General features: G+C 42.5%; 18 protein-coding genes. 10 read left to right on the top strand and 8 right to left on the bottom strand.

The features are described 5' to 3' along the window. Positions 1–135 precede the first annotated feature (135 nt). The 3 genes from SOR_RS00645 (at position 136) to SOR_RS00635 (ending at position 2,580) form a co-directional block, all read left to right on the top strand. Positions 136–1,152, top strand: a complete 1,017-nt coding sequence (locus SOR_RS00645; RefSeq protein ID WP_000745022.1) for an NAD(P)H-dependent glycerol-3-phosphate dehydrogenase — start codon at positions 136–138, stop codon at positions 1,150–1,152. Between the two features lie 21 nt (positions 1,153–1,173). After that, positions 1,174–2,073: a UTP--glucose-1-phosphate uridylyltransferase GalU gene (gene galU / locus SOR_RS00640; RefSeq protein ID WP_000811023.1), complete on the top strand. Its 900-nt coding sequence runs from the start codon at positions 1,174–1,176 to the stop codon at positions 2,071–2,073. Positions 2,074–2,292: 219 nt separating this feature from the next. After that, positions 2,293–2,580, top strand: coding sequence for a hypothetical protein (locus SOR_RS00635; RefSeq protein WP_000401878.1), 288 nt, complete (start codon positions 2,293–2,295; stop codon positions 2,578–2,580). Between the two features lie 152 nt (positions 2,581–2,732). On the opposite strand, the gene SOR_RS00630 is transcribed toward SOR_RS00635, so the two are convergent. From SOR_RS00630 to pbp1b, 6 genes are all read right to left on the bottom strand, one after another. After that, on the bottom strand, positions 2,733–3,413 hold the full coding sequence (locus SOR_RS00630; RefSeq protein ID WP_000658470.1) for a rhomboid family intramembrane serine protease: 681 nt from the start codon (positions 3,411–3,413) through the stop codon (positions 2,733–2,735). Next, entirely contained in the window at positions 3,397–3,936 is a 540-nt protein-coding gene (locus tag SOR_RS00625; protein WP_000642762.1) for a 5-formyltetrahydrofolate cyclo-ligase, read from the bottom strand. Before SOR_RS00625 ends, SOR_RS00630 begins: the two co-directional genes overlap by 17 nt. 11 nt (positions 3,937–3,947) lie before the next feature. Continuing rightward, positions 3,948–5,078, bottom strand: coding sequence for an N-acetyldiaminopimelate deacetylase (locus tag SOR_RS00620; RefSeq protein ID WP_000886116.1), 1,131 nt, complete (start codon positions 5,076–5,078; stop codon positions 3,948–3,950). Between the two features lie 69 nt (positions 5,079–5,147). After that, positions 5,148–5,846 (bottom strand): 2,3,4,5-tetrahydropyridine-2,6-dicarboxylate N-acetyltransferase, encoded by a 699-nt coding sequence (gene dapD, locus SOR_RS00615; RefSeq protein ID WP_000127447.1) that lies wholly within the window; start codon positions 5,844–5,846, stop codon positions 5,148–5,150. Positions 5,847–5,930: 84 nt separating this feature from the next. After that, positions 5,931–6,842, bottom strand: a complete 912-nt coding sequence (locus tag SOR_RS00610) for a DMT family transporter (RefSeq protein WP_013670151.1) — start codon at positions 6,840–6,842, stop codon at positions 5,931–5,933. Positions 6,843–6,919: 77 nt separating this feature from the next. After that, positions 6,920–9,427 (bottom strand): penicillin-binding protein PBP1B, encoded by a 2,508-nt coding sequence (gene pbp1b, locus SOR_RS00605; RefSeq protein ID WP_000664438.1) that lies wholly within the window; start codon positions 9,425–9,427, stop codon positions 6,920–6,922. Between the two features lie 140 nt (positions 9,428–9,567). On the opposite strand from pbp1b, the gene tyrS reads away from it, so the two are divergent. After that, entirely contained in the window at positions 9,568–10,824 is a 1,257-nt protein-coding gene (gene tyrS, locus SOR_RS00600; RefSeq protein ID WP_000546901.1) for a tyrosine--tRNA ligase, read from the top strand. Positions 10,825–10,878: 54 nt separating this feature from the next. After that, entirely contained in the window at positions 10,879–11,727 is an 849-nt protein-coding gene (locus SOR_RS00595; protein ID WP_001095542.1) for a putative RNA methyltransferase, read from the top strand. Between the two features lie 53 nt (positions 11,728–11,780). Here SOR_RS00595 and glgP read toward each other — a convergent pair whose 3' ends face one another. Together glgP and malQ are read right to left on the bottom strand one after the other, a co-directional pair. Then, entirely contained in the window at positions 11,781–14,039 is a 2,259-nt protein-coding gene (gene glgP, locus SOR_RS00590; protein ID WP_000937164.1) for a glycogen/starch/alpha-glucan family phosphorylase, read from the bottom strand. A gap of 24 nt (positions 14,040–14,063) precedes the next feature. Continuing rightward, positions 14,064–15,581 carry a 4-alpha-glucanotransferase gene (gene malQ / locus SOR_RS00585; RefSeq protein ID WP_000747322.1) on the bottom strand — a complete coding sequence of 506 codons (1,518 nt, stop codon included), beginning with the start codon at positions 15,579–15,581 and terminating at the stop codon, positions 14,064–14,066. A gap of 472 nt (positions 15,582–16,053) precedes the next feature. Here malQ and SOR_RS00580 point away from each other — a divergent pair, with 472 nt between their 5' ends. From SOR_RS00580 to SOR_RS00560, 5 genes are all read left to right on the top strand, one after another. Next, positions 16,054–17,325, top strand: coding sequence for an extracellular solute-binding protein (locus SOR_RS00580; RefSeq protein ID WP_000095458.1), 1,272 nt, complete (start codon positions 16,054–16,056; stop codon positions 17,323–17,325). A gap of 126 nt (positions 17,326–17,451) precedes the next feature. Continuing rightward, positions 17,452–18,744: a carbohydrate ABC transporter permease gene (locus SOR_RS00575; RefSeq protein WP_000431414.1), complete on the top strand. Its 1,293-nt coding sequence runs from the start codon at positions 17,452–17,454 to the stop codon at positions 18,742–18,744. A gap of 1 nt (position 18,745) precedes the next feature. After that, positions 18,746–19,588 (top strand): sugar ABC transporter permease, encoded by an 843-nt coding sequence (locus tag SOR_RS00570; RefSeq protein ID WP_001065656.1) that lies wholly within the window; start codon positions 18,746–18,748, stop codon positions 19,586–19,588. A gap of 180 nt (positions 19,589–19,768) precedes the next feature. Continuing rightward, complete coding sequence (locus tag SOR_RS00565; RefSeq protein ID WP_000938242.1) at positions 19,769–20,569, top strand: DUF1189 domain-containing protein; 801 nt, start codon at positions 19,769–19,771, stop codon at positions 20,567–20,569. Between the two features lie 9 nt (positions 20,570–20,578). Continuing rightward, the gene (locus SOR_RS00560) at positions 20,579–21,565 is read left to right on the top strand and encodes a LacI family DNA-binding transcriptional regulator (RefSeq protein ID WP_001145427.1); all 987 of its coding nucleotides are present in this window, start codon (positions 20,579–20,581) and stop codon (positions 21,563–21,565) included. Positions 21,566–21,575 lie beyond the last annotated feature (10 nt).

Below are 21,575 nucleotides of genomic sequence, written 5' to 3'. Positions count from 1 at the left end.
GCTATTCTAGCAAAAAAGAGGCATCTTGTCAAAGAAGTCTCCTTGTTATAAATTAGTACGCTTTCATCTACAGGTGATGCATGAAAAGGCTTTTTATGGTAAAATGAAAGGAAGAACTCTTACAAGGAGGAAAAGATGAAGAAACAAACCATCGCTGTCTTGGGTCCTGGTTCTTGGGGAACTGCCCTTTCGCAGGTCCTAAACGACAATGGACACGAAGTTCGAATTTGGGGAAATATTTCTGACCAAATTGATGAAATCAATAACCAACATACAAACAAACGCTATTTCAAAGATATCCTACTCGACGAAAAAATCAAAGCCTATCATGACTTAGAAGAAACACTAAAGGATGTGGATGCTGTTTTATTTGTAGTCCCAACAAAAGTAACGAGACTGGTTGCCCAACAAATAGCAAAGGTGCTCGATCACAAGGTTGTCATCATGCATGCCTCCAAAGGATTGGAACCAGATAGCCACAAACGTCTATCAACCATTCTTGAAGAGGAAATTCCAGTCGATCTCCGTAGTGAAGTCGTCGTTGTTTCAGGACCTAGCCACGCTGAGGAAACGATTGTACGCGATATTACCTTGATTACCGCAGCCTCCAAAGATCTTGAAACTGCCCAGTATGTCCAAAATCTCTTTAGCAATCACTACTTCCGCCTCTATACCAATACGGATGTTATAGGTGTTGAAACCGCTGGTGCTCTTAAAAACATCATTGCAGTTGGTGCAGGAGCATTGCATGGTCTAGGATTTGGCGACAATGCCAAGGCAGCCATCATCGCTCGAGGATTAGCAGAAATCACCCGACTAGGGGTCGCTCTTGGAGCAAATCCTCTGACTTACAGCGGTCTTTCTGGAGTCGGTGATTTGATCGTAACTGGTACATCAATCCACTCTCGTAACTGGAGAGCTGGTGACGCTCTTGGTCGTGGAGAATCCTTGGCAGACATCGAAGCCAACATGGGCATGGTCATTGAAGGAATTTCAACAACTCGAGCAGCTTACGAACTGGCTCAGGAATTGGGTGTCTACATGCCAATCACACAGGCTATTTACCGAGTTATCTACGAAGGTGTCAATATCAAAGAAGCAATCACTGACATCATGAACAATGAATTTAAAGCAGAAAACGAATGGTCGTAGACCTTTATAGAAAGGAACATCATGAAACAAAAAGTCAGAAAAGCAGTCATCCCAGCCGCTGGATTGGGAACACGCTTCCTCCCAGCAACTAAGGCCTTGGCCAAGGAAATGTTGCCAATCGTAGACAAGCCCACTATCCAGTTTATCGTTGAAGAAGCCCTCAAGTCTGGAATCGAAGACATTTTGGTTGTTACGGGTAAGTCAAAACGTTCTATTGAGGACCACTTCGACTCAAACTTCGAATTGGAATATAACCTCAAAGAAAAAGGGAAAACAGATCTTTTGAAGCTGGTTGATGAGACAACTGGCATGCGCCTGCATTTTATCCGTCAAACACATCCACGTGGTCTCGGAGATGCTGTTTTGCAAGCCAAGGCTTTCGTTGGAAATGAACCTTTTGTCGTTATGCTTGGTGATGACTTGATGGATATCACAGACGAAAAGGCTGTTCCACTTACCAAACAACTCATGGATGACTACGAGCGTACCCACGCGTCTACTATCGCTGTCATGCCAGTCCCTCACGACGAAGTCTCTGCTTACGGGGTTATTGCTCCGCAAGGCGAAGGAAAAGACGGTCTTTACAGCGTTGAAACCTTCGTTGAAAAACCAGCGCCAGAGGATGCTCCTAGCGACCTTGCTATTATCGGACGCTACCTCCTCACTCCTGAAATTTTCCAAATCCTTGAGAACCAGACTCCAGGTGCAGGAAATGAAATTCAGCTGACAGATGCAATCGATACCCTCAATAAAACACAACGTGTATTTGCTCGTGAGTTCAAAGGGGCTCGTTACGATGTCGGAGACAAGTTTGGCTTTATGAAAACATCCATCGACTACGCTCTCAAACACCCACAAGTCAAAGATGACTTGAAAGACTACCTCATCCAACTCGGGAAAGAGTTAGCTGAGGGGGAATAGAAGAAAAACAAGGCTCTTAAAGAAGGGCTTTGTTTTTGTGTTGAAGTTTGCAATAAAAAAAGCCATCTTTGCAGATGACTTATTAGCAACCGAGTCGGTGCTCGCTTTTTCAAGTTGTGCACGGACAAAGCCTTATTTTAACTTGCTGTGTTGTTTCGAATGGTTCCAAAACTTTTTTGTATGATATAACAGAATATTTTAAAAATGAAGGGGGGTTCTATGGAGATTGATGTGTTTTTTGATTATTATTTAAAATCACTTAGGTTTTATTTTGGTGATAGGTGTAAGGATATTGGATTTATAAAGTTTTTCAAAGATGAAAACAATAGTTTTATTGCCATAGAGGATTATGTTTTAGAAGCATTAGTAATATTGTCAAATATTTTGAGTAAGGAGAGGATTGTGTTTTCTTGTGGATTTATTCATAGCAAGGGGGTAGTTACTGGAGTAGAAGTATGTATGAATGTATTAGAGTTAGAAAGATTAAATAATTTGTATAAGATATAGTTTTGAAGAATATTAAAAAACATTAGGTAAACTGTCTATGTAGGATGTGCGGAGTTGATAGTATCAATATTTCCTAGTTATAGAGCTATGTTGTTTCGAATAATTCCAAAAAAAGCTACTCATTCTTTGAGTAGCTTTTTAGCTATTCCCCCCTACACATAGGTCATTCCCTTATAGCAAAGGAAAATGGCTAGTGCGATAAAAAGTACAGTTGCTCCGATTCGCTGGCTGGTACTGTACATCCTTCTCTCCCATTTGACTGGAAAGATGACTGCTAGAAAGGCACCGCCTACTGCACCTCCGATATGGCCTGCTAGGCTGATTCCTGGAATCAGAACACTTCCAATGATATTTATCACGAAAAGTGTCAGATAGGATTGCCCCAACTGCTGAATATAGGGGTTGCGAGTTGCGTAACGCAGGACGATAATCGCAGCAAATAACCCGTAGAGAGAAGTGGATGCTCCAGCTGCGACAACTTTCGGTGTAAATGCAAACACAAAGAGATTCCCCATCATTCCTGATAAGAGATAGAGAAGGAAGAACTGCTTGGAGCCGAAAATCTCCTCAACCTGTCGTCCAAGAAAGTAGAGCGAAATCATATTGACAATGAAATGCTCCCATCCAATATGCACAAATATAGCCGAAAAAAGGCGCCAAATCTGCTCAGGGAACAGGCGAATGATCGGTCCATACATGGCTCCAAACTGAAGCAAGGTATCTGCTCGTTCAAAATTTAAACCTGTAAAAACCAACATCAAGAGAAATACCAATGCTGTTACTAGGAGGAAGAAGCTAGTCACAGGATAACGTTTATCAAAGATTTCCTTCATAGATTAGCACCTCCTGGACGGGTATATCATGGTTTTCAAAGTTAAACTCCTGAACTTGACAAGGATAGATTGTACTCATGGTATGCCCAGCAAAATGTTCCAGATAGCGGTCATAATATCCTCCACCATATCCGATCCGATAGCCCTCTGTTGTAAAAGCCAAACCCGGAACATGAATTAAATCAATCTGAGACGGTTCCACCACTTCCAAGTCTCCTTGCGGTTCCAGTAAACCAAAGGAAGTTTTTGCCAACTGCTGCGGATTATAGACCACAAACTCCATGCGCCCCTTGGGATAGGTTTTGGGTATCAAAACCTTCTTGCCGTCCTTCAGCGCCTGCTCAATCAGTTCCTGCGTTTGAAATTCATGAGGGAAGGAGAGATAGGTTGCGATGACCTTAGCTTCTTGGTAAAAGGGATGCTTTAAAAATCGTTCAGTTAAAACTCGATCCATAGCCTGTTTTTGCTCCTGAGATAGAGTCTTCATTTCTTGCAAAATTTTCTTGCGTAGTTCTGCTTTCATAGACAATTCCTCTACTCTGCTGCCTTCTTTTTTAAGAAACTAGAGACTACATCTACCCCAATGGCTATGGCTTCTTCCTCAGGACTCATCTGAGGGTGATGAAGGGCGTAGGGACTATCGATACCTAGCCAGAACATAACGCCATCTACCTTCGAAAGGAGATAACCAAAGTCCTCACCAGTCATAGCAGGCTCGATATCAATCAACTCGATTCCGTCTTTCTCTTCAAAAAAGTCCATCAGTTCACGCGCCAAGGCTGGATTGTTCTCAACAGGTAGGTAGCCTCCTTGCTTGAGTTCTACTTCGACTTCCATATCAAAGGCTACTGCAACCCCTTCTGCGACAGTCTTGACTCTTTTTTGCACCAAGAGGCTCATGTCTTGAGTCAAAGCGCGAATGGTTCCGTGTAAAAATGCTGTGTCTGTAATGACATTGTTGGTTGTTCCAGCTTGGAAAAGGCCAAAGGTCACCACCGCTCCCTCGATTGGGTTGACATTGCGGCTGACAACTGACTGTACTTGGGTTACAAAGTAACTAGCAGCCACCAAGGCGTCATTGGCTTCATGCGGAAAAGCTGCATGCCCTCCTTTTCCTTTGAAACGAATCTTCACCTCACAGGTCCCTGCAAAGAGAGTGTGTGTATTGGTCGCAATCTGTCCAACCTTCAGATCCGGACGAACATGGAGACCATAAAATTGGTCTGGCAACCAATTTCCAAAAGCACCATCCTCATACATAAGCATCCCACCGGCTTCATTTTCTTCAGCAGGCTGAAATAGGAAGAGCAAATTATTCTTGGGTTGCTCCTCAAGGGCGCGTTCGAGGCATCCTAAGGCAATGGTCATATGAAAATCATGGCCACAAGCATGCATGCGACCTTGGTGCTGAGAGGCAAAAGATAGACCTGTTTGTTCGACGATAGGCAGGCCATCAATGTCTGTTCGCCAACCAATGGTGCGTTCCGGCTGACTTCCCTGCAAATAAACCAGAATACCTGTCCGCCAAGTACGAATTTGAACAAAATCCTTGCCCGTAGTCAATTTTTCAATCACATCCAGCAAATAAGCCTGAGTCTTGAATTCCTCCAAGCCAATCTCTGGAATCTGGTGTAAATCTCGTCTAGTCTGAATCAAATCTAACATCTATAGATCCTCCTTTTGATAGAAGAAAGAGGCTGGAAAAAGGGTTCCGCCTCTTTTTTACTTTTACAATTACAAGGTACGAAGCGCATCCTCTAGCGCTGTTTTTTGTTGGGTTTGGGCATCAATTTCTTTGATGATACGAGCCGGAACACCTGCTACTACCACATTTTCTGGAACATCTTGGGTAACGATAGCTCCTGCTGCAACAACTGAACCACTGCCGATTTGAACTCCTTCGATAACCACTGCATTGGCACCGATAAGAACATTGTCTCCGACACGGACTGGTTCAGCGCTAGCTGGCTCAATCACACCCGCCAAAACTGCACCTGCACCAACGTGACTGTTTTTCCCAACGATAGCACGACCTCCAAGGATGGCACCCATGTCAATCATGGTTCCAGCACCGATTTCAGCACCGATATTGATAACAGCTCCCATCATGATAACAGCATTGTCACCAATTTCCACCTGGTCACGGATAATCGCACCGGGCTCGATACGAGCGTTAATAGCACGTTTGTCTAGCAAAGGAACTGCAGAATTACGAGCATCTTGCTCAACAACATAGTCTTGATTTTCTACCAAACCTTCAAGAAGCGGAGCAACATCCTTCCAGTCTCCAAATAGAACATTTCCTAGTTTGACAACAGAGCTAGGTACAGCAGTTGCAAGTTCTCCCTCAAAGGTTACTTTGACACTGGTTTTCTTTTCAGCATTGGCGATAAATTGGATAATTTCTTGAGCGTTCATTTTTGTAGCAGTCATAGGTGCCTCCTGGTTCGTTATAATGATACCTATTCTACCAAAAAAGGCTTCAAATTTGAAGCCTCAACTATCAAATAATCATCTTTACTGGGCTTGTTTTGCTTCTTCTACAGATAAGAAAATCATCGGAACGATAATCAACACCATAGCCAAGGCCAAAAAACCATCCATTACCAATCCCAGAAAAAGAACACTTAATAAAGCTGAAGAGAGCGGTTCGCTAGCACTCACCACCGATACAACCAGCGGGGAAACGAGGGACACGGCCTTCATAGATAGGAAGAAGGCAAAAGCAGTACCAAACACGGCAATCGTCAGACAAATCATCACACTTACCAAATCCACTTGAAAACTTATCTGATAAATAGGGTAAAGGAAATTACTAAAGAGACCTGCCAGAATCATCCCCCAACCAACAGTCGGAACAAATCCGTAGCGCCGTGCAAAACGCTGGGGTAGGATAACATTAAACATAACCCCTACTGCACTAAGCAAACCTGTCACTAGAGCCAAAGGTGTCATGGACAACTGGGACAAATCCCCTTTTGTAGCCATCAAAAAAACACCTAGCATGGCAATCAAAACATAGAAAACAGCTGTAATTGAAGCCTTCTTCTGGTAAATGATTCGATTGTAAAACAGGATAAAAACCGGGCTGATAAATTGCAAAATGGTCGCCGTCGTCGCATTGGAATACTCAACGCAGAGATAGAAGAAAAACTGCACAGAAAAAATACCTAGAATAGCATAGGCTAAAAAAGGTAGGTAATTTTTTTTATCACGCCAGATGTCCAACAAGCGGCTACGCAACTGAAAGGCAGATAGACCTAAAACCAAACTCCCCGCCACTAGTAAACGCATAGAAGTAATCCAGCCAGAAGACACTGGATAATGAGTGAAAAAATACTCTCCTAAAATCCCACAAATCCCCCAGATTAGGCCTGAGAGTAGCGAGTATACTGTTCCCTTAACAATCTTTTTCTGATAATGATTCATATTATTATTGTAACACGAAACCAACAAAGAAAAAAGTAGCAACAAGGAGAAATTACTAACCTTGCTACTACTCTTTCTTAGCGATTAAATAGACGTGAACGTCCTGTAGAACCACTTTGAGTATTTCCACTCGAACTTGAACTTCCAGAGCTACTGCTTGAACTTGAGCTTGGAGGAGTCACTGCTGGAATGCTTCCTAGAATATTCTTCCATGCGTTCAGATAATCTGCATCGCTTCCTCCAATAGCAAAGCGATAGGTGGTCACTGGGGCACCTTCTTTAGTCGCCCAGTAGCTCGTTACTGTTGATCCAGAAACTTCTATTTCTTTCCCATTGATGGAAACCTTGCCTGGTTTTTGCCCTGTAGATCGGAGAACTTGTGACTTGGTCACACTTGGATCCAGATTAAAGCGCTCATTCCCCCATATTCCAGGTTCAGCTTGTTGAATAGCATTGACCAAGTGGGCCATATAGTTGGCATTACGGTAGTGGCCTGCTCCTTTGGCTAGTGGTCGGTTGTCGTCGTGACCTAACCAGCCACCCAAAGTCAAGCGTGGTGTAGAAAGCATGAGCCACATATTTTCATCTTCATTGGTTGTACCAGTTTTTCCGATCCAGTCAGCACGAGCTAGGGATGGATTGATAGTAGTCAAGTCCGTCTGGAAACTTGAAGTAATCCGAGATGAGATAACATCTCGAAGGAGACTTTGCATGATGGTTGCTGTCGCTTTTGAATAAACCTGGACAGGCTCATCCTTGTGCTCGTATACCAGTCGGCCATCCGTTGACTCGATCTTCGCGATCATATGTTTCTTATGGTAAACTCCATTGTTGGCTAGAGTCTGATACCCGTTGGTATGCTGGGCAACTGTAACGTCAATCCCCCCACCCATCGGTAAACTTTCAATCCCATATTCTGGGATTTCGTAACCCATTTTTTCCATATAGCCTTTGACATCAACACCCTTCTCTCGAAGCGTACGATACGTCCAGTAGGCCGGGATATTCCATGAGTAGTTAAGGGCTTCTCCCAATGTCATCATTCCCGTACCAGGACTATTGACATACATGATGGGATTCCCATTTGAGAAGTTGGTAGGATAGTTTGACAAGATACTTGCACTTCCCATCAAACCTTGGTCAATAGCAATACCATAGGCCAATATCGGTTTTGTGGTTGAAGCTGGAGAACGCTTGGTATCGATAGCGTGATTGTTCTGATTTTCTTGATAATTACGGCCACCAACAAATCCAAGGATAGCTCCCGTTTGGTTGTCCATGAGGACATTCCCCACCTCAGGCTGGCCTGTCGAATCATCTAGCAGATAGCCGTAGGTCGCAACCGCATTTTGCATCGCAGCATGAACATTTTTATTGATAGTTGTCGTAATCTTATATCCACCATTTTCAATTTCCTTAGTGGCTAAATCGCGATAGGATTTCTGAATGGACTCATTCTTTAATTCTTGCGCAGAAACATTATCTCGTTGGACGAGGTAGTCGTACATGCGGTCCGTAGCTTCTGCCAAGGTTGCATAGTAGAGATAGTCACGTGAAGTACCACTAACACTACCTGATGGTAGGAAGTCTTTCTTAAAGTCATAATCTTTGTACTTATCGTAGTCTTCCTGACTTAGAGCCCCTGTCCGGTACATGTTGTAGAGGACATCCTTGGCACGCTTGATTCCCAGAGCCATATCCTCATCACTCTTCATACTACCATCAGATTCATAAGGAGAATAACTGATTGGACTCTGTGGCAATCCTGCGATAAAGGCTGCTTGAGGGACCGTTAAATCCGAAGCATTGACCCCAAAGATTCCTTCTGCAGCCTGCTGGGCACCTGCAATATTTTGGCCTTTATGATTGCGACCAAAAGGAGCTATGTTAAGGTAGGTTGTCAAAATCTCATCCTTACCCATGGCCCGCTCTAAAGCAAGAGCATCAATAATCTCTTTAGCCTTACGAGCTAGAGTTGGAGCATCCCCCACTACTTGTTGCTTGATGACTTGCTGGGTCAAGGTCGAACCACCACTAGACGAGCCTAGACCGACAAAGGTTCCCAAAGTCGCACGAATAACGGCCTTAGGCACAACTCCCTTGTGCTCATTGAAATGCTCGTCCTCTGTCGCAACAATGGCTTTCTTAAGGTTATCTGAGATAGCATCTGAAGCGACTGAAGTGCGCAACAAATCACCCTCGATCGAGGCAATGGTACTGCCGTCAGAATAAGTGATTTCTGAGATAGAGGCAATATCCTTCACTTGCTTGACCAACTCTTCTGCTTGAGGTACCTGGGCCTTGTCAAATAGAGCGACTCCATAACCCATAGCTACACCAGCGCCAAACAGTCCACCGATAAAACCTAAGATAAAGAGAGTATTAAAGACTATTTTAAACCCACTCAAAACCTTAGCAAAAATAGACCCAGCCTTTCTAACTTTGTCAGAAGAGGTCCCCTTTTTACTGGTTTTCTTATTAGCTAGTTTTTCTGCTAGTCTTTTCTTCCATTTTGCAATTCGTTGCATTAGCTGCTGGAAAAAATGCAGCATTTTTGTTTTTAATTCATTAATTCTTTCTTTCATGAATGTCCTCGCTTTCTCTATTATACCATAAAAGGGAAACTTTCAATAAAATAGCCACTTTCTTCCCTATTCCACTAGGCTATTAATCAAGTTTGTGATACAATAGGTAGAAACAATATTTTATAAAGGAGAAAAGACACATGCACATTTTTGATGAGCTAAAAGAGCGTGGTTTGATTTTTCAAACGACTGATGAAGAAGCTTTGCGTAAAGCCCTAGAAGAAGGTCAAGTTTCTTATTATACTGGCTACGATCCAACTGCTGACAGCCTTCACCTAGGCCACCTTGTCGCAATCTTGACCAGTCGTCGTTTGCAACTAGCAGGTCACAAACCTTATGCGCTCGTTGGCGGTGCTACAGGTCTCATCGGAGATCCGTCCTTCAAAGATGCTGAGCGTAGTCTCCAAACAAAAGACACAGTAGAGGGCTGGGTCAAGTCTATCCAAGGACAACTGTCTCGTTTTCTTGACTTTGAAAATGGTGAAAATAAAGCTGTCATGGTCAACAACTACGACTGGTTTGGCAGCATCAGCTTCATTGATTTCCTCCGTGATATCGGAAAATACTTCACTGTCAACTACATGATGAGCAAGGAATCTGTGAAAAAACGGATCGAAACAGGGATTTCTTATACTGAGTTTGCCTACCAAATCATGCAAGGGTATGACTTCTACGTCCTTAACCAAGAGCACAACGTAACGCTACAAATCGGTGGTTCTGACCAGTGGGGAAATATGACAGCTGGTACCGAATTGCTTCGTCGTAAGGCTGACAAGACTGGTCACGTTATCACTGTGCCACTCATCACAGACGCAACTGGTAAGAAATTTGGTAAATCAGAAGGAAACGCAGTCTGGCTCAATCCTGAAAAGACTTCCCCATACGAAATGTACCAATTCTGGATGAACGTCATGGATGCAGACGCTGTTCGCTTCTTGAAGATCTTTACCTTCTTGTCACTTGATGAGATTGAAGACATCCGTAAACAATTTGAAGCGGCTCCACACGAACGCTTGGCTCAGAAAGTCTTGGCTCGTGAAGTCGTAACACTTGTTCACGGCGAAGAAGCCTACAAGGAAGCCCTTAACATCACAGAGCAACTCTTTGCCGGAAACATCAAAAACCTTTCTGTTAAAGAACTCAAACAAGGACTCCGTGGCGTGCCAAACTACCAAGTACAAGCAGATGAAAATCACAATATCGTGGAACTCCTCGTGTCATCTGGTGTGGTGAATTCCAAACGCCAAGCCCGTGAAGATGTCCAAAATGGAGCCATCTACGTCAACGGCGACCGTATCCAAGACCTTGACTATGTCTTGAGTGACGCAGATAAGTTAGAAAATGAACTCACTGTTATCCGCCGCGGAAAGAAGAAATACTTTGTTCTTACATACTAAAAAAGCAGACTGGAGGCATTTGCCATCCAGTCCTTTTTTTGCTAGACTAAAACTATGAATACAAACCTCAAACCAAAACTCCAACGCTTTGCTACTGCTAGCTCCTTTGCCTGCCCTATCTGCCAAGAAAATCTGGCCTTGGTAGAAACCAGTCTCAAGTGTAGCAATCGCCATTCTTTTGACTTGGCAAAATTCGGCTATGTCAATCTGGCTCCTCAAATCAAGCAATCTGCCAACTACGACAAGGAAAACTTTCAAAACCGCCAAGAAATCCTAGAAGCTGGCTTTTATCAGACTATCTTAGAAACCATCTCAGACCTGCTTGCAAGACTAGAAACTGCCAAAACTATCTTGGATATCGGTTGTGGCGAAGGCTTCTACTCTCGTAAACTCCAAGAAAGTCATCCTGACAAGACCTTCTATGCCTTTGATATTTCAAAAGATTCCGTTCAAATCGCTGCCAAGAGCGAACCCAACTGGGCGGTCAACTGGTTTGTCGGTGACCTAGCTCGCCTTCCTATAAAAGACGCTAGCATGGATATCCTGCTTGATATCTTTTCCCCTGCCAACTATGGTGAATTTCGCCGCGTTTTATCCAAAGACGGTATTTTAATCAAGGTCATCCCAACTGAAAATCACCTCAAAGAAATCCGTCAAATGGTGCAGGACCAGCTGACAAAGAAGGACTATTCTAATCAAGATATCAAAGAACATTTCCAGGAACACTTCAGCATCCAATCTAGCCAAATAGCTTCCCTAACAAAGCATATCACAGCAGAGCAACGCCAAGCCCTGCTTGCCATGACACCCTTACTCTTTCACGTTGATCATACCAATATTGACTGGAGTCAGTTGACTGAGATTACCATCGAAGCAGAGATTTTGGTTGGGAAAGCACTGTAAATTAGTTTAAATATGAAAAAACGCATCTATTAAAGCTGCGTTTTTGTTTAATCTTAGTTCAAGTGCCAGATATCTTCGTTGTACTGAGCGATTGTACGGTCAGATGAGAAGAATCCTGCTTTGGCAATGTTAACGATGACTTTATCCAACCATGCGTCACGGTCTTCGTAGTCAGCAAGCATTTGCTCTTTGACTTTGATGTAGTCTTCCAAGTCAAGGAGAGTCATGAACCAGTCTTTGTTGATCAATTCGTTGTAAAGACGTTCCAAGCGTTCTTTCTTACCTACTGCAAGAACAGCATCACTAACGATGAAGTCAACCAATGGTTTGATAGCTTCACGAGCATAGAATTCGCTTGATTTATAAGCTGCTTTTGCGTAAAGGTCGATAACAGTTTCTGAATCTTCACCGAAGATGTAGATGTTTTCGTCACCAACCAATTCAGCGATTTCCACGTTAGCTCCGTCCATAGTACCAAGAGTCAAAGCTCCATTCAACATGAATTTCATGTTACCAGTACCTGAAGCTTCTTTAGAAGCAAGTGAGATTTGTTCTGAGATGTCACATGCTGGGATCAAGAAGCTTGCTGCAGTAACGTTGTAGTTTTCAACCATTACGACTTGCAAGTGTGGAGCTACAGCTGGGTCGTTAGCAATCACTTCTGACAAGCAAAGGATCAAGTGAATGATGTCTTGAGCGATTGTGTAGGCAGGAGCTGCTTTACCACCAAAGAAGACTGTGATTGGACGAGCAGGGATGTTACCAGCCTTGATGTCAAGGTATTTGTGGATCACATACAAAGCGTTCATTTGTTGGCGTTTGTACTCGTGAAGACGTTTGATTTGGATATCAAAGATAGAGTTTGTATTGATTTCCACACCTTGGTGTTCTTTCAAGTGACGAGCCAATTTACGTTTGTTGTGAGCCTTGATACTTTCCAATTTTTCTTTAACAGCAGCCTTGTCTTCGTATGACAAGAGTTTTTCAAGCTCATCTGCTTCATGGTGCCAACCATGTCCAAGAATCTCATCCAAGTAGTGAGACAAGCTTGGGTTAGCATGCATAAGCCAACGACGGAATGTGATACCGTTTGTTTTGTTGTTGAATTTTTCTGGGTAGATGTCGTAGAAAGCTTTCAACTCTGAGTTCTTCAAGATTTCAGTGTGAAGAGCTGCAACCCCGTTTACGCTGTATCCATAGTGAATATCCATGTGCGCCATGTGTACACGATCATTCTCATCGATGATTTGAACAGCTGAGTCTTTGTATTCTGCCTTCACACGACGATCCAATTCTTCGATGATTGGTACCAAGTGAGGAACCACTTCTTGCAAGAATTCAAGAGGCCATTTTTCAAGGGCTTCAGCAAGGATTGTGTGGTTAGTGTAGGCAGTCATACTACGAACGATTGAGATTGCTTCATCAAGTTCGATACCACGTGCAGTTAAAAGACGGATCAATTCAGGAATCACCATTGATGGGTGAGTATCATTGATTTGTACAACTGCATAGTCCGCAAGGTCATGCAAGTTGCTTCCTTTTTCGATTGCTTCGTCGATGATCAATTGTGCACCGTTTGAAACCATGAAGTATTGTTGGAAGATACGGAGCAATTCACCTTGCTTGTCGCTATCGTCTGGGTAAAGGAAGAGAGTCAAGTTGCGAGCGATATCTGTCTTGTCAAAGTTGATACCATCTTCGATGATAGAAGAATCAACTGAATCCAAGTCAAACAAACGCAAGCGGTTTTTAGTAGCTGTCTTGTAACCAGGTACATCGATATCGTAAAGAGTAGATGTCAATGTGAAGTGTGCGAATGGCACTTGGTAGCTACGGCTTGAGCGTACCAACCAGTTTTGCTCTGTCAACCAAGCGTTAGGAATCGTTTCTTGTTGGTTGTTTTTAAGAACTTGTTGGAAAAGACCAAAGTGGTAGTTCAAACCAACACCGTCACCATTCAAACCAAGTGTAGCGATTGAGTCGATAAAGCAGGCTGCCAAACGTCCCAAACCACCGTTACCAAGTGATGGTTCCAATTCTACTTCTTCGATTTCGATCAACTCTTTACCTGCAGCTGCAAGTTCTTTTTTCACATCGTCGTAAAGACCAAGGTTAATCAAGTTGTTTGACAAGAGTTTACCGATCAAGAACTCAGCTGAGATGTAGTAAACTTTTTTCTTACCAGTGTTGACTGGTTTTTGGCTGCTAGCAAGCTTGCTGTAGTTGAGAAGAGCAAGGTAAAGCTCTTCGTTACTACATTCTGCAATAGTTTTATTGTAACGTTTTTGTACAAATTCGTTTAATGGTAACATGTTTATGTGTCTCCTGATATTGTCTTATTTCTTTAATTCTACCAAATTTTCATTGATTCGGCGATAAATTGTAGTCAAGTCAAGCAAAGTTTCTTCAACAGCTGGTGTCAATTGATCTTCAGTCATACGCCAAGACCAGTTTCCTCCAAGAGTAGATGGGTAGTTCATGCGAGCTGACTCATCTAGTTCTAGCAAATCTTGCATAGTGGCAATAGCCATGAAGCTCACTGATGAAAATACTGTGCGAAGCATTGCGTGTGGCACTGTTTCATACTCTTTACGGTTAGTGTAGCGGGCCATGTACTCACGAGTTGGATCATCGATTTCATTACGGTACCAACCAAGAACCGTATTGTTATCGTGTGTTCCTGTGTACATAACAGAGTTAGCAGGTGCCAAGTGTGGGCTATCGATACTTTCATCTTCTGGATTGAAGGCAAATTGAAGAATCTTCATCCCTGGGAAGCCAGTACGTTCGCGCAACTCGATAACCTCATCTGTCATGAAGCCAAGGTCTTCTGCGATGATATTCAGCTCACCAAGTTCTTCCTTAACGGCTGCGAAGAGTTTGTAGCCTGGACCTTTCACCCATTTACCAGGGGCCGCTGTATCGGAACCAGCAGGGATTTCCCAGTAAGATTCAAAGCCACGGAAGTGGTCGATACGAACAATATCGTAGATTTTGAAGCTTTCACGCAAGCGTTCAACCCACCATTTGTAACCGTCTTTGTCCATTGCTTCCCAGTCATAGATTGGGTTCCCCCAAAGCTGACCAGTGGCAGAAAACTCATCTGGTGGGCATCCTGCGATGCAGGTTGCTTTACCATTTGCATCTGTCTTGAAGAGATGTGGATTTGCCCACATGTCGCTTGAATCTTCCGCAACATAGATTGGCATATCTCCAACAATCTCGATATGGTTATCGTTAGCGTAGGCTTTCAATTTCAACCATTGTTGGAAGAAGAAGTATTGAGTCACACGGTGGTAAACCAACTTGTCTGCCAATTTCTCACGGTAGCTTTCAAGTGCTGAAGCTTTACGCGCACGAGCATCTGCGTCTGGCCATTCTGTCCAAGCAAGATTGTCAAAATGCTCTTTGATAGCCATATACTCTGCGAAGAGTTCGAGCCAAGATTGGTTATCTTGAGCAAACTTATCAAAATCTTTGACATCACCCACTTCCAAGAAGCGTTTAACTGCTTTTTCTAAAAGTGGACGACGTGCGTAATAAATCTTCGCATAGTCAACTTCAGATGCATCGCTACCAAAGTCAACACCTTTAAGATCACTGGTTTCGAGCAAGCCTTGCTCTACCAAGATATCAAGGTCAATAAAATGCGTATTTCCAGCAAAGGCCGAGAATGATTGGTATGGAGAATCTCCATAGCTTGTTGTCCCGAGAGGGAGGATTTGCCAGTAACGTTGCTTCGTACGAACCAAGAAATCAACGAAATCATAGGCAGTCTGGCCAAATGATCCAATCCCGTATGCTCCTGGCAGAGAAGAGATGTGCATCAACACACCACTTTGACGTTTTTTCATAATAGCACCTCATGTGTTTGTTATAAAACGTTGCGCAATTAAGGCGCAAACGTTTGCGTTAATTTAAGTATAACGCATTTCAAAAACAAATGCAAGCGTTTTTAAAAAATTTTTTTGAATTATTTTAATCAAACAAAACTTGTTGCCACTGATATTTTATGAAATAAGCGAAAAAATTTTAAAGATTTTCTGATTTAAGATAATTCATTCCCAATATCTGCTCTATTTTCTGAAAAACCGAGCCGAATTTACGCAATCGTTTTCCTAATATATTTTCAATTCAAAAAAAACAAACATTTTAAGTTCTTTCCTATATATGGGCTTTAACAAATGTTTGAAACCTTAAAATTTTTTTAAAATTTCCTAAAAACGCTTGCAACCGTTTTCTGTTTGTGCTATACTAAGTTCGTAAAAGAAAACGTTTGCGTTTTCTCATTAAATTATTTTTGTTATTCTTTAGGAGGAATACACTATGTCATCTAAATTCATGAAGAGCGCTGCTGTGCTTGGAACTGCTACTCTTGCTAGCTTACTTTTGGTAGCTTGCGGAAGCAAAACTGCTGATAAGGCTGCTGATTCTGGTTCATCTGAAGCAAAAGAAATCACTTTCTACGTTGAAGACCAATACAAAGCCTACGCTGAAAAAGTTGCTGCAGCTTATGAAAAAGAATCAGGTACAAAAGTTAACATCAAATCAGGTGACCAACTTGGTGGACTTGACAAACTTTCACTTGACAACCAATCAGGTCAAGCTGCTGACGTTATGATGGCACCATACGACCGCGTAGGTAGCCTTGGTACTGACGGACAACTTTCAGAAGTTACTTTGAGCGATGGTGCAAAAACAGATGATAAAACTAAATCTCTTGTAACAGCTGCTGACGGTAAAGTTTACGGTGCTCCTGCCGTTATTGAGTCACTTGTTATGTACTACAACAAAGACTTGCTTAAAGAAGCTCCAAAAACTTTTGCTGAATTAGAAGAACTTGCTAAAGACAGCAAATACGCTTTCGCTGGTGAAGATGGCAAAACTACTGCATTCCTAGCTGACTGGACAAACTTCTACTACGCATACGGACTTCTTGCTGGTAACGGTGGTTACGTATTCGGACAAAACGGTAAAGACGCTAAAGACATCGGTCTTGCAAACGACGGTTCTATCACTGGTGTCAACTACGCTAAATCTTGGTATGAAAAATGGCCTAAAGGTATGCAAGATACTGAAGGTGCTGCAAACTTGATCCAAACTCAATTCCAAGAAGGTAAAACAGCTGCTATCATCGACGGTCCTTGGAAAGCTCAAGCATTCAAAGATGCTAAAGTAAACTACGGTGTTGCTACTATTCCAACTCTTCCAAATGGTAAAGAATACACACCATTCGGTGGTGGTAAAGCTTGGATCATCCCATCAAGCACTAAGAACCTTGAAGCTGCACAAAAATTTGTAGACTTCCTTGTTTCAACTGAACAACAAAAAGCATTCTACGATGCAACTAACGAAATCCCAGCTAACACTGAAGCTCGTTCATACGCTGAAGGTAAAAACGATGAGTTGACAACAGCTGTTATCAAACAGTTCAAGAACGCTCAACCAATGCCAAACATTTCTCAAATGTCAGCAGTTTGGGATCCAGCTAAAACAATGCTCTTTGACGCTGTAAGTGGTAAAAAAGATGCTAAGACAGCTGCTAACGATGCTGTAACATTGATCAAAGAAACAATCAAACAAAAATTTGGTGAATAATTGAATTCGTTACAAGGGGGGAGAATACAGATCCCCCTTTGATTTTATAAATTTACGAATGATTGCAGTTGCCTATCTAGCGATTGGAGACAAACTTCAATCTCGTATCCTATGAAAGGAGTATTCATGGAAAACCAACAACCTAGCAAAGCAGCCTTGCTTTCAGTGATTCCTGGGTTAGGACAGATTTACAATAAACAAAAGGCGAAAGGTTTTATCTTCCTTGGTGTAACTATCGTATTTGTTCTTTATTTCCTAGCACTTGCAGCCCCTGAATTGCACAATTTGATCACTCTTGGTGACAAGCCAGGTCGTGATAATTCCCTCTTTATGCTGATTCGTGGTGCCTTCCATTTAATCTTTGTAGTCGTTTATGTGCTCTTTTATTTCTCAAATATTAAAGATGCACATACAATCGCAAAACGTATTAACAATGGAATTCCTGTCCCACGTACTTTTAAAGATATGATCAAAGGTATTTATGAGAATGGTTTCCCTTACCTCTTGATCATCCCATCTTACGTCGCTATGACATTTGCGATTATCTTCCCAGTTATCGTAACCTTGATGATTGCCTTTACCAACTATGACTTCCAACACTTGCCACCAAACAAATTGTTGGACTGGGTTGGTTTAACTAACTTTACAAACATCTGGAGCTTAAGTACCTTCCGTTCAGCCTTCGGTGCAGTTCTTTCTTGGACCATCATCTGGGCCTTGTCTGCTTCTACTTTGCAGATTGTGATTGGTATCTTCACAGCAATCATTGCTAACCAACCATTTATCAAAGGAAAACGTATCTTTGGTGTTATTTTCCTTCTTCCTTGGGCAGTTCCAGCCTTCATCACTATCTTGACATTCTCAAACATGTTTAACGATAGTGTCGGAGCGATCAACACTCAAGTATTGCCTATCTTGGCTAAGGTCCTTCCTTTCCTTGACGGAGCGCTTATCCCTTGGAAAACAGACCCAACTTGGACTAAGATTGCCTTGATTATGATGCAAGGTTGGCTAGGATTCCCATACATCTACGTTTTGACTTTGGGTATCTTGCAGTCGATTCCTAACGACCTCTACGAAGCGGCTTATATCGATGGTGCCAATGCTTGGCAGAAATTCCGCAACATCACTTTCCCTATGATTTTGGCTGTTGCGGCACCAACATTGATTAGCCAATACACCTTCAACTTTAACAACTTCTCTATCATGTACCTCTTCAACGGCGGAGGTCCTGGTAGCGTTGGTGGTGGAGCCGGTTCAACTGATATCTTGATCTCATGGATTTATCGTTTGACAACAGGTACATCTCCTCAATACTCTATGGCGGCAGCTGTTACCTTGATCATCTCTATCATTGTCATCTCTATCTCTATGATCGCATTCAAGAAACTACACGCATTTGATATGGAGGACGTCTAAGATGAATAACTCAATCAAACTCAAACGTAGACTGACTCAAACCCTCACTTACCTCTACTTGATTGGTCTTTCAATCGTGATTATTTATCCACTTTTGATCACCATTATGTCAGCCTTCAAGACTGGTAACGTCGTAGCTTTTAAACTAGATGCTAACGTCGACTTTAGCTTTGCCAACTTCCAAGGGCTCTTCACTGAAACCTTGTACGGCACTTGGTACCTCAACACTTTGATTATCGCCTTGATTACCATGGCTGTTCAAACAAGTATCATCGTACTTGCTGGTTATGCCTACAGCCGTTACAACTTCTTGGCTCGTAAACAAAGTTTGGTCTTCTTCTTGATCATCCAAATGGTGCCAACTATGGCCGCTTTGACAGCCTTCTTCGTTATGGCCCTTATGTTGAATGCGCTTAACCAAAGCTGGTTCCTCATCTTCCTTTATGTTGGTGGAGGTATTCCGATGAATGCTTGGTTGATGAAAGGCTACTTCGACACAGTACCGATGTCTCTTGATGAATCAGCAAAACTAGATGGTGCAGGACACTTCCGTCGCTTCTGGCAAATTGTTCTCCCACTCGTTCGCCCAATGGTGGCTGTACAAGCGCTCTGGGCCTTCATGGGACCTTTCGGAGACTATATCCTCTCTAGTTTCTTGCTTCGTGAGAAAGAATACTTTACAGTTGCCGTTGGTCTACAGACCTTTGTCAGCAATGTGAAAAACTTGAAGATTGCCTACTTCTCAGCAGGTGCTATCCTCATCGCCCTTCCAATCTGTATTCTCTTCTTCTTCCTACAAAAGAACTTTGTTTCAGGACTTACAAGTGGTGGCGACAAGGGATAATTTATCCCCGCCACCCTTTTTCATTTTGATCTTGTTTCTAAAGTTGAAAGATTAGACACAAGACCGCAAATAGTAGCAAAATCAGCTTTTCAGTAAGCAATTTATCTACTAGACTTGAAATAAAGCACATTTCTCTATATAATAATACTCATATAGAAAACACCTTTTAGAAAGATGCCTATGCTTCCATATCCATTCTCGTATTTCTCTAGTATCTGGGGATTTCGCAAACCCCTATCAAAACGTTTCGGTCTCAACTGGTTTCAGCTTCTCTTTACGAGCATTTTCCTCATCAGTTTGTCTATGGTTCCGATTGCCATTCAAAACAGCTCACAGGAAACGTATCCACTGGATACCTTTATCGATAATGTCTACACTCCACTGACAGATGAAGCCATCATGGACTTGTCAGAGAATGCACAAATCGTTGATGGAAAGCTGAACTACTCAGGTACGAAGAATCAGCAGCCTTCTCTTTTGATTGGCCCGAGCCAAAACAAAGAATTGCCAAAGGACTTGCAACTTCATTTTGATACAGAAGAACTCGTCATCAGTAAGGAAAGTAAGGAACTGACTCGCATTCGCTACCACGCGATTCAAACGGAGAGTTTCCAGAGTAAGGAAGATCTAACCCAGGCCATTTCTAAAGATTGGTACCAACAAAATCGGGTCTATATCAGTCTCTTTCTCGTCCTTGGTGCTAGCTTCCTCTTTGGATTAAATTTCTTCATTGTCTCTCTTGGAGCTAGTCTTCTCCTTTATATCACCAAAAAATCACGCCTCTTTTCATTTAGGACTTTTAAAGAGTGCTACCACTTTATCTTGAACTGTTTAGGATTACCCACTCTGATTACGCTTATTTTGGGACTTTTTGGCCAAAATATGGCAACCCTTATCACTGTACAAAACATTCTTTTTGTTCTTTATCTGGTCACTATTTTTTACAAGACACATTTCCGTGATCCAGATTATCATAAATAGGAGATTTTTATGCCCGTGACGATTAAAGATGTGGCTAAGGCTGCAGGTGTCTCACCTTCAACTGTTACCCGCGTCATTCAAAATAAATCAACGATTAGTGATGAAACCAAAAAACGAGTTCGCAAGGCGATGAAGGAGCTCAACTACCATCCCAACCTCAATGCTCGTAGCTTGGTAAGTAGCTATACTCAGGTTATCGGTCTGGTGCTTCCTGATGACTCGGATGCCTTTTACCAAAATCCTTTCTTCCCATCTGTCCTACGAGGGATTGCCCAAGTCGCGTCTGAAAACCACTACGCTATCCAGATTGCAACGGGGAAAGATGAGAAAGAACGTCTCAATGCGATTTCTCAGATGGTTTATGGCAAGCGTGTTGACGGTTTGATTTTCCTCTACGCTGAAGAAGAAGATCCTCTGGTCAAGCTAGTAGCCGATGAGCAATTCCCTTTCCTCATTCTCGGAAAATCCACTTCACCCTTTATCCCTCTTGTTGATAATGACAATGTACAAGCGGGCTTTGATGCGACAGAGTATTTCATCAAAAAAGGATGCAAACGAATTGCCTTTATCGGGGGTACAAAGCGACTCTTCGTAACGCAAGATCGTCTAACTGGCTATGAGTCCGCACTCAAACAACACCAACTTCCGATTGATACCAACTTAACCTACTTTGCGACCGAATTTCTAGAAGAAAAAGGGTATCAGTTCAGTGAACTCCTGTTCAATCACGATCCGCAGATTGACGCTATTATCACAACTGACAGTCTCCTAGCCGAAGGAGTCTGTGACTATATCGCTAAGCACAAACTGGATGTTCCTGTCCTCAGCTTCGACTCAGTCAATCCTCGACTTGACCTCGTAGCTTATGTCGATATCAATAGTCTGGAACTTGGGCGCGTTTCCTTTGAAACCATTCTCCAGATCATCAACGATGCTAAAAACAATAAACAGATTTGTTACCGCCAGTTGATTGGACACAAAATTATCGAAAAATAAAGGCCAGCCC

This window comes from Streptococcus oralis Uo5, assembly GCF_000253155.1.
In the GTDB taxonomy this organism is placed as follows: Bacteria; Bacillota; Bacilli; order Lactobacillales; family Streptococcaceae; genus Streptococcus; species Streptococcus oralis_L.
The sequence above is the reverse complement of the archived record's forward strand: the minus strand, read 5'-3'. Positions and strand labels throughout refer to the sequence as shown.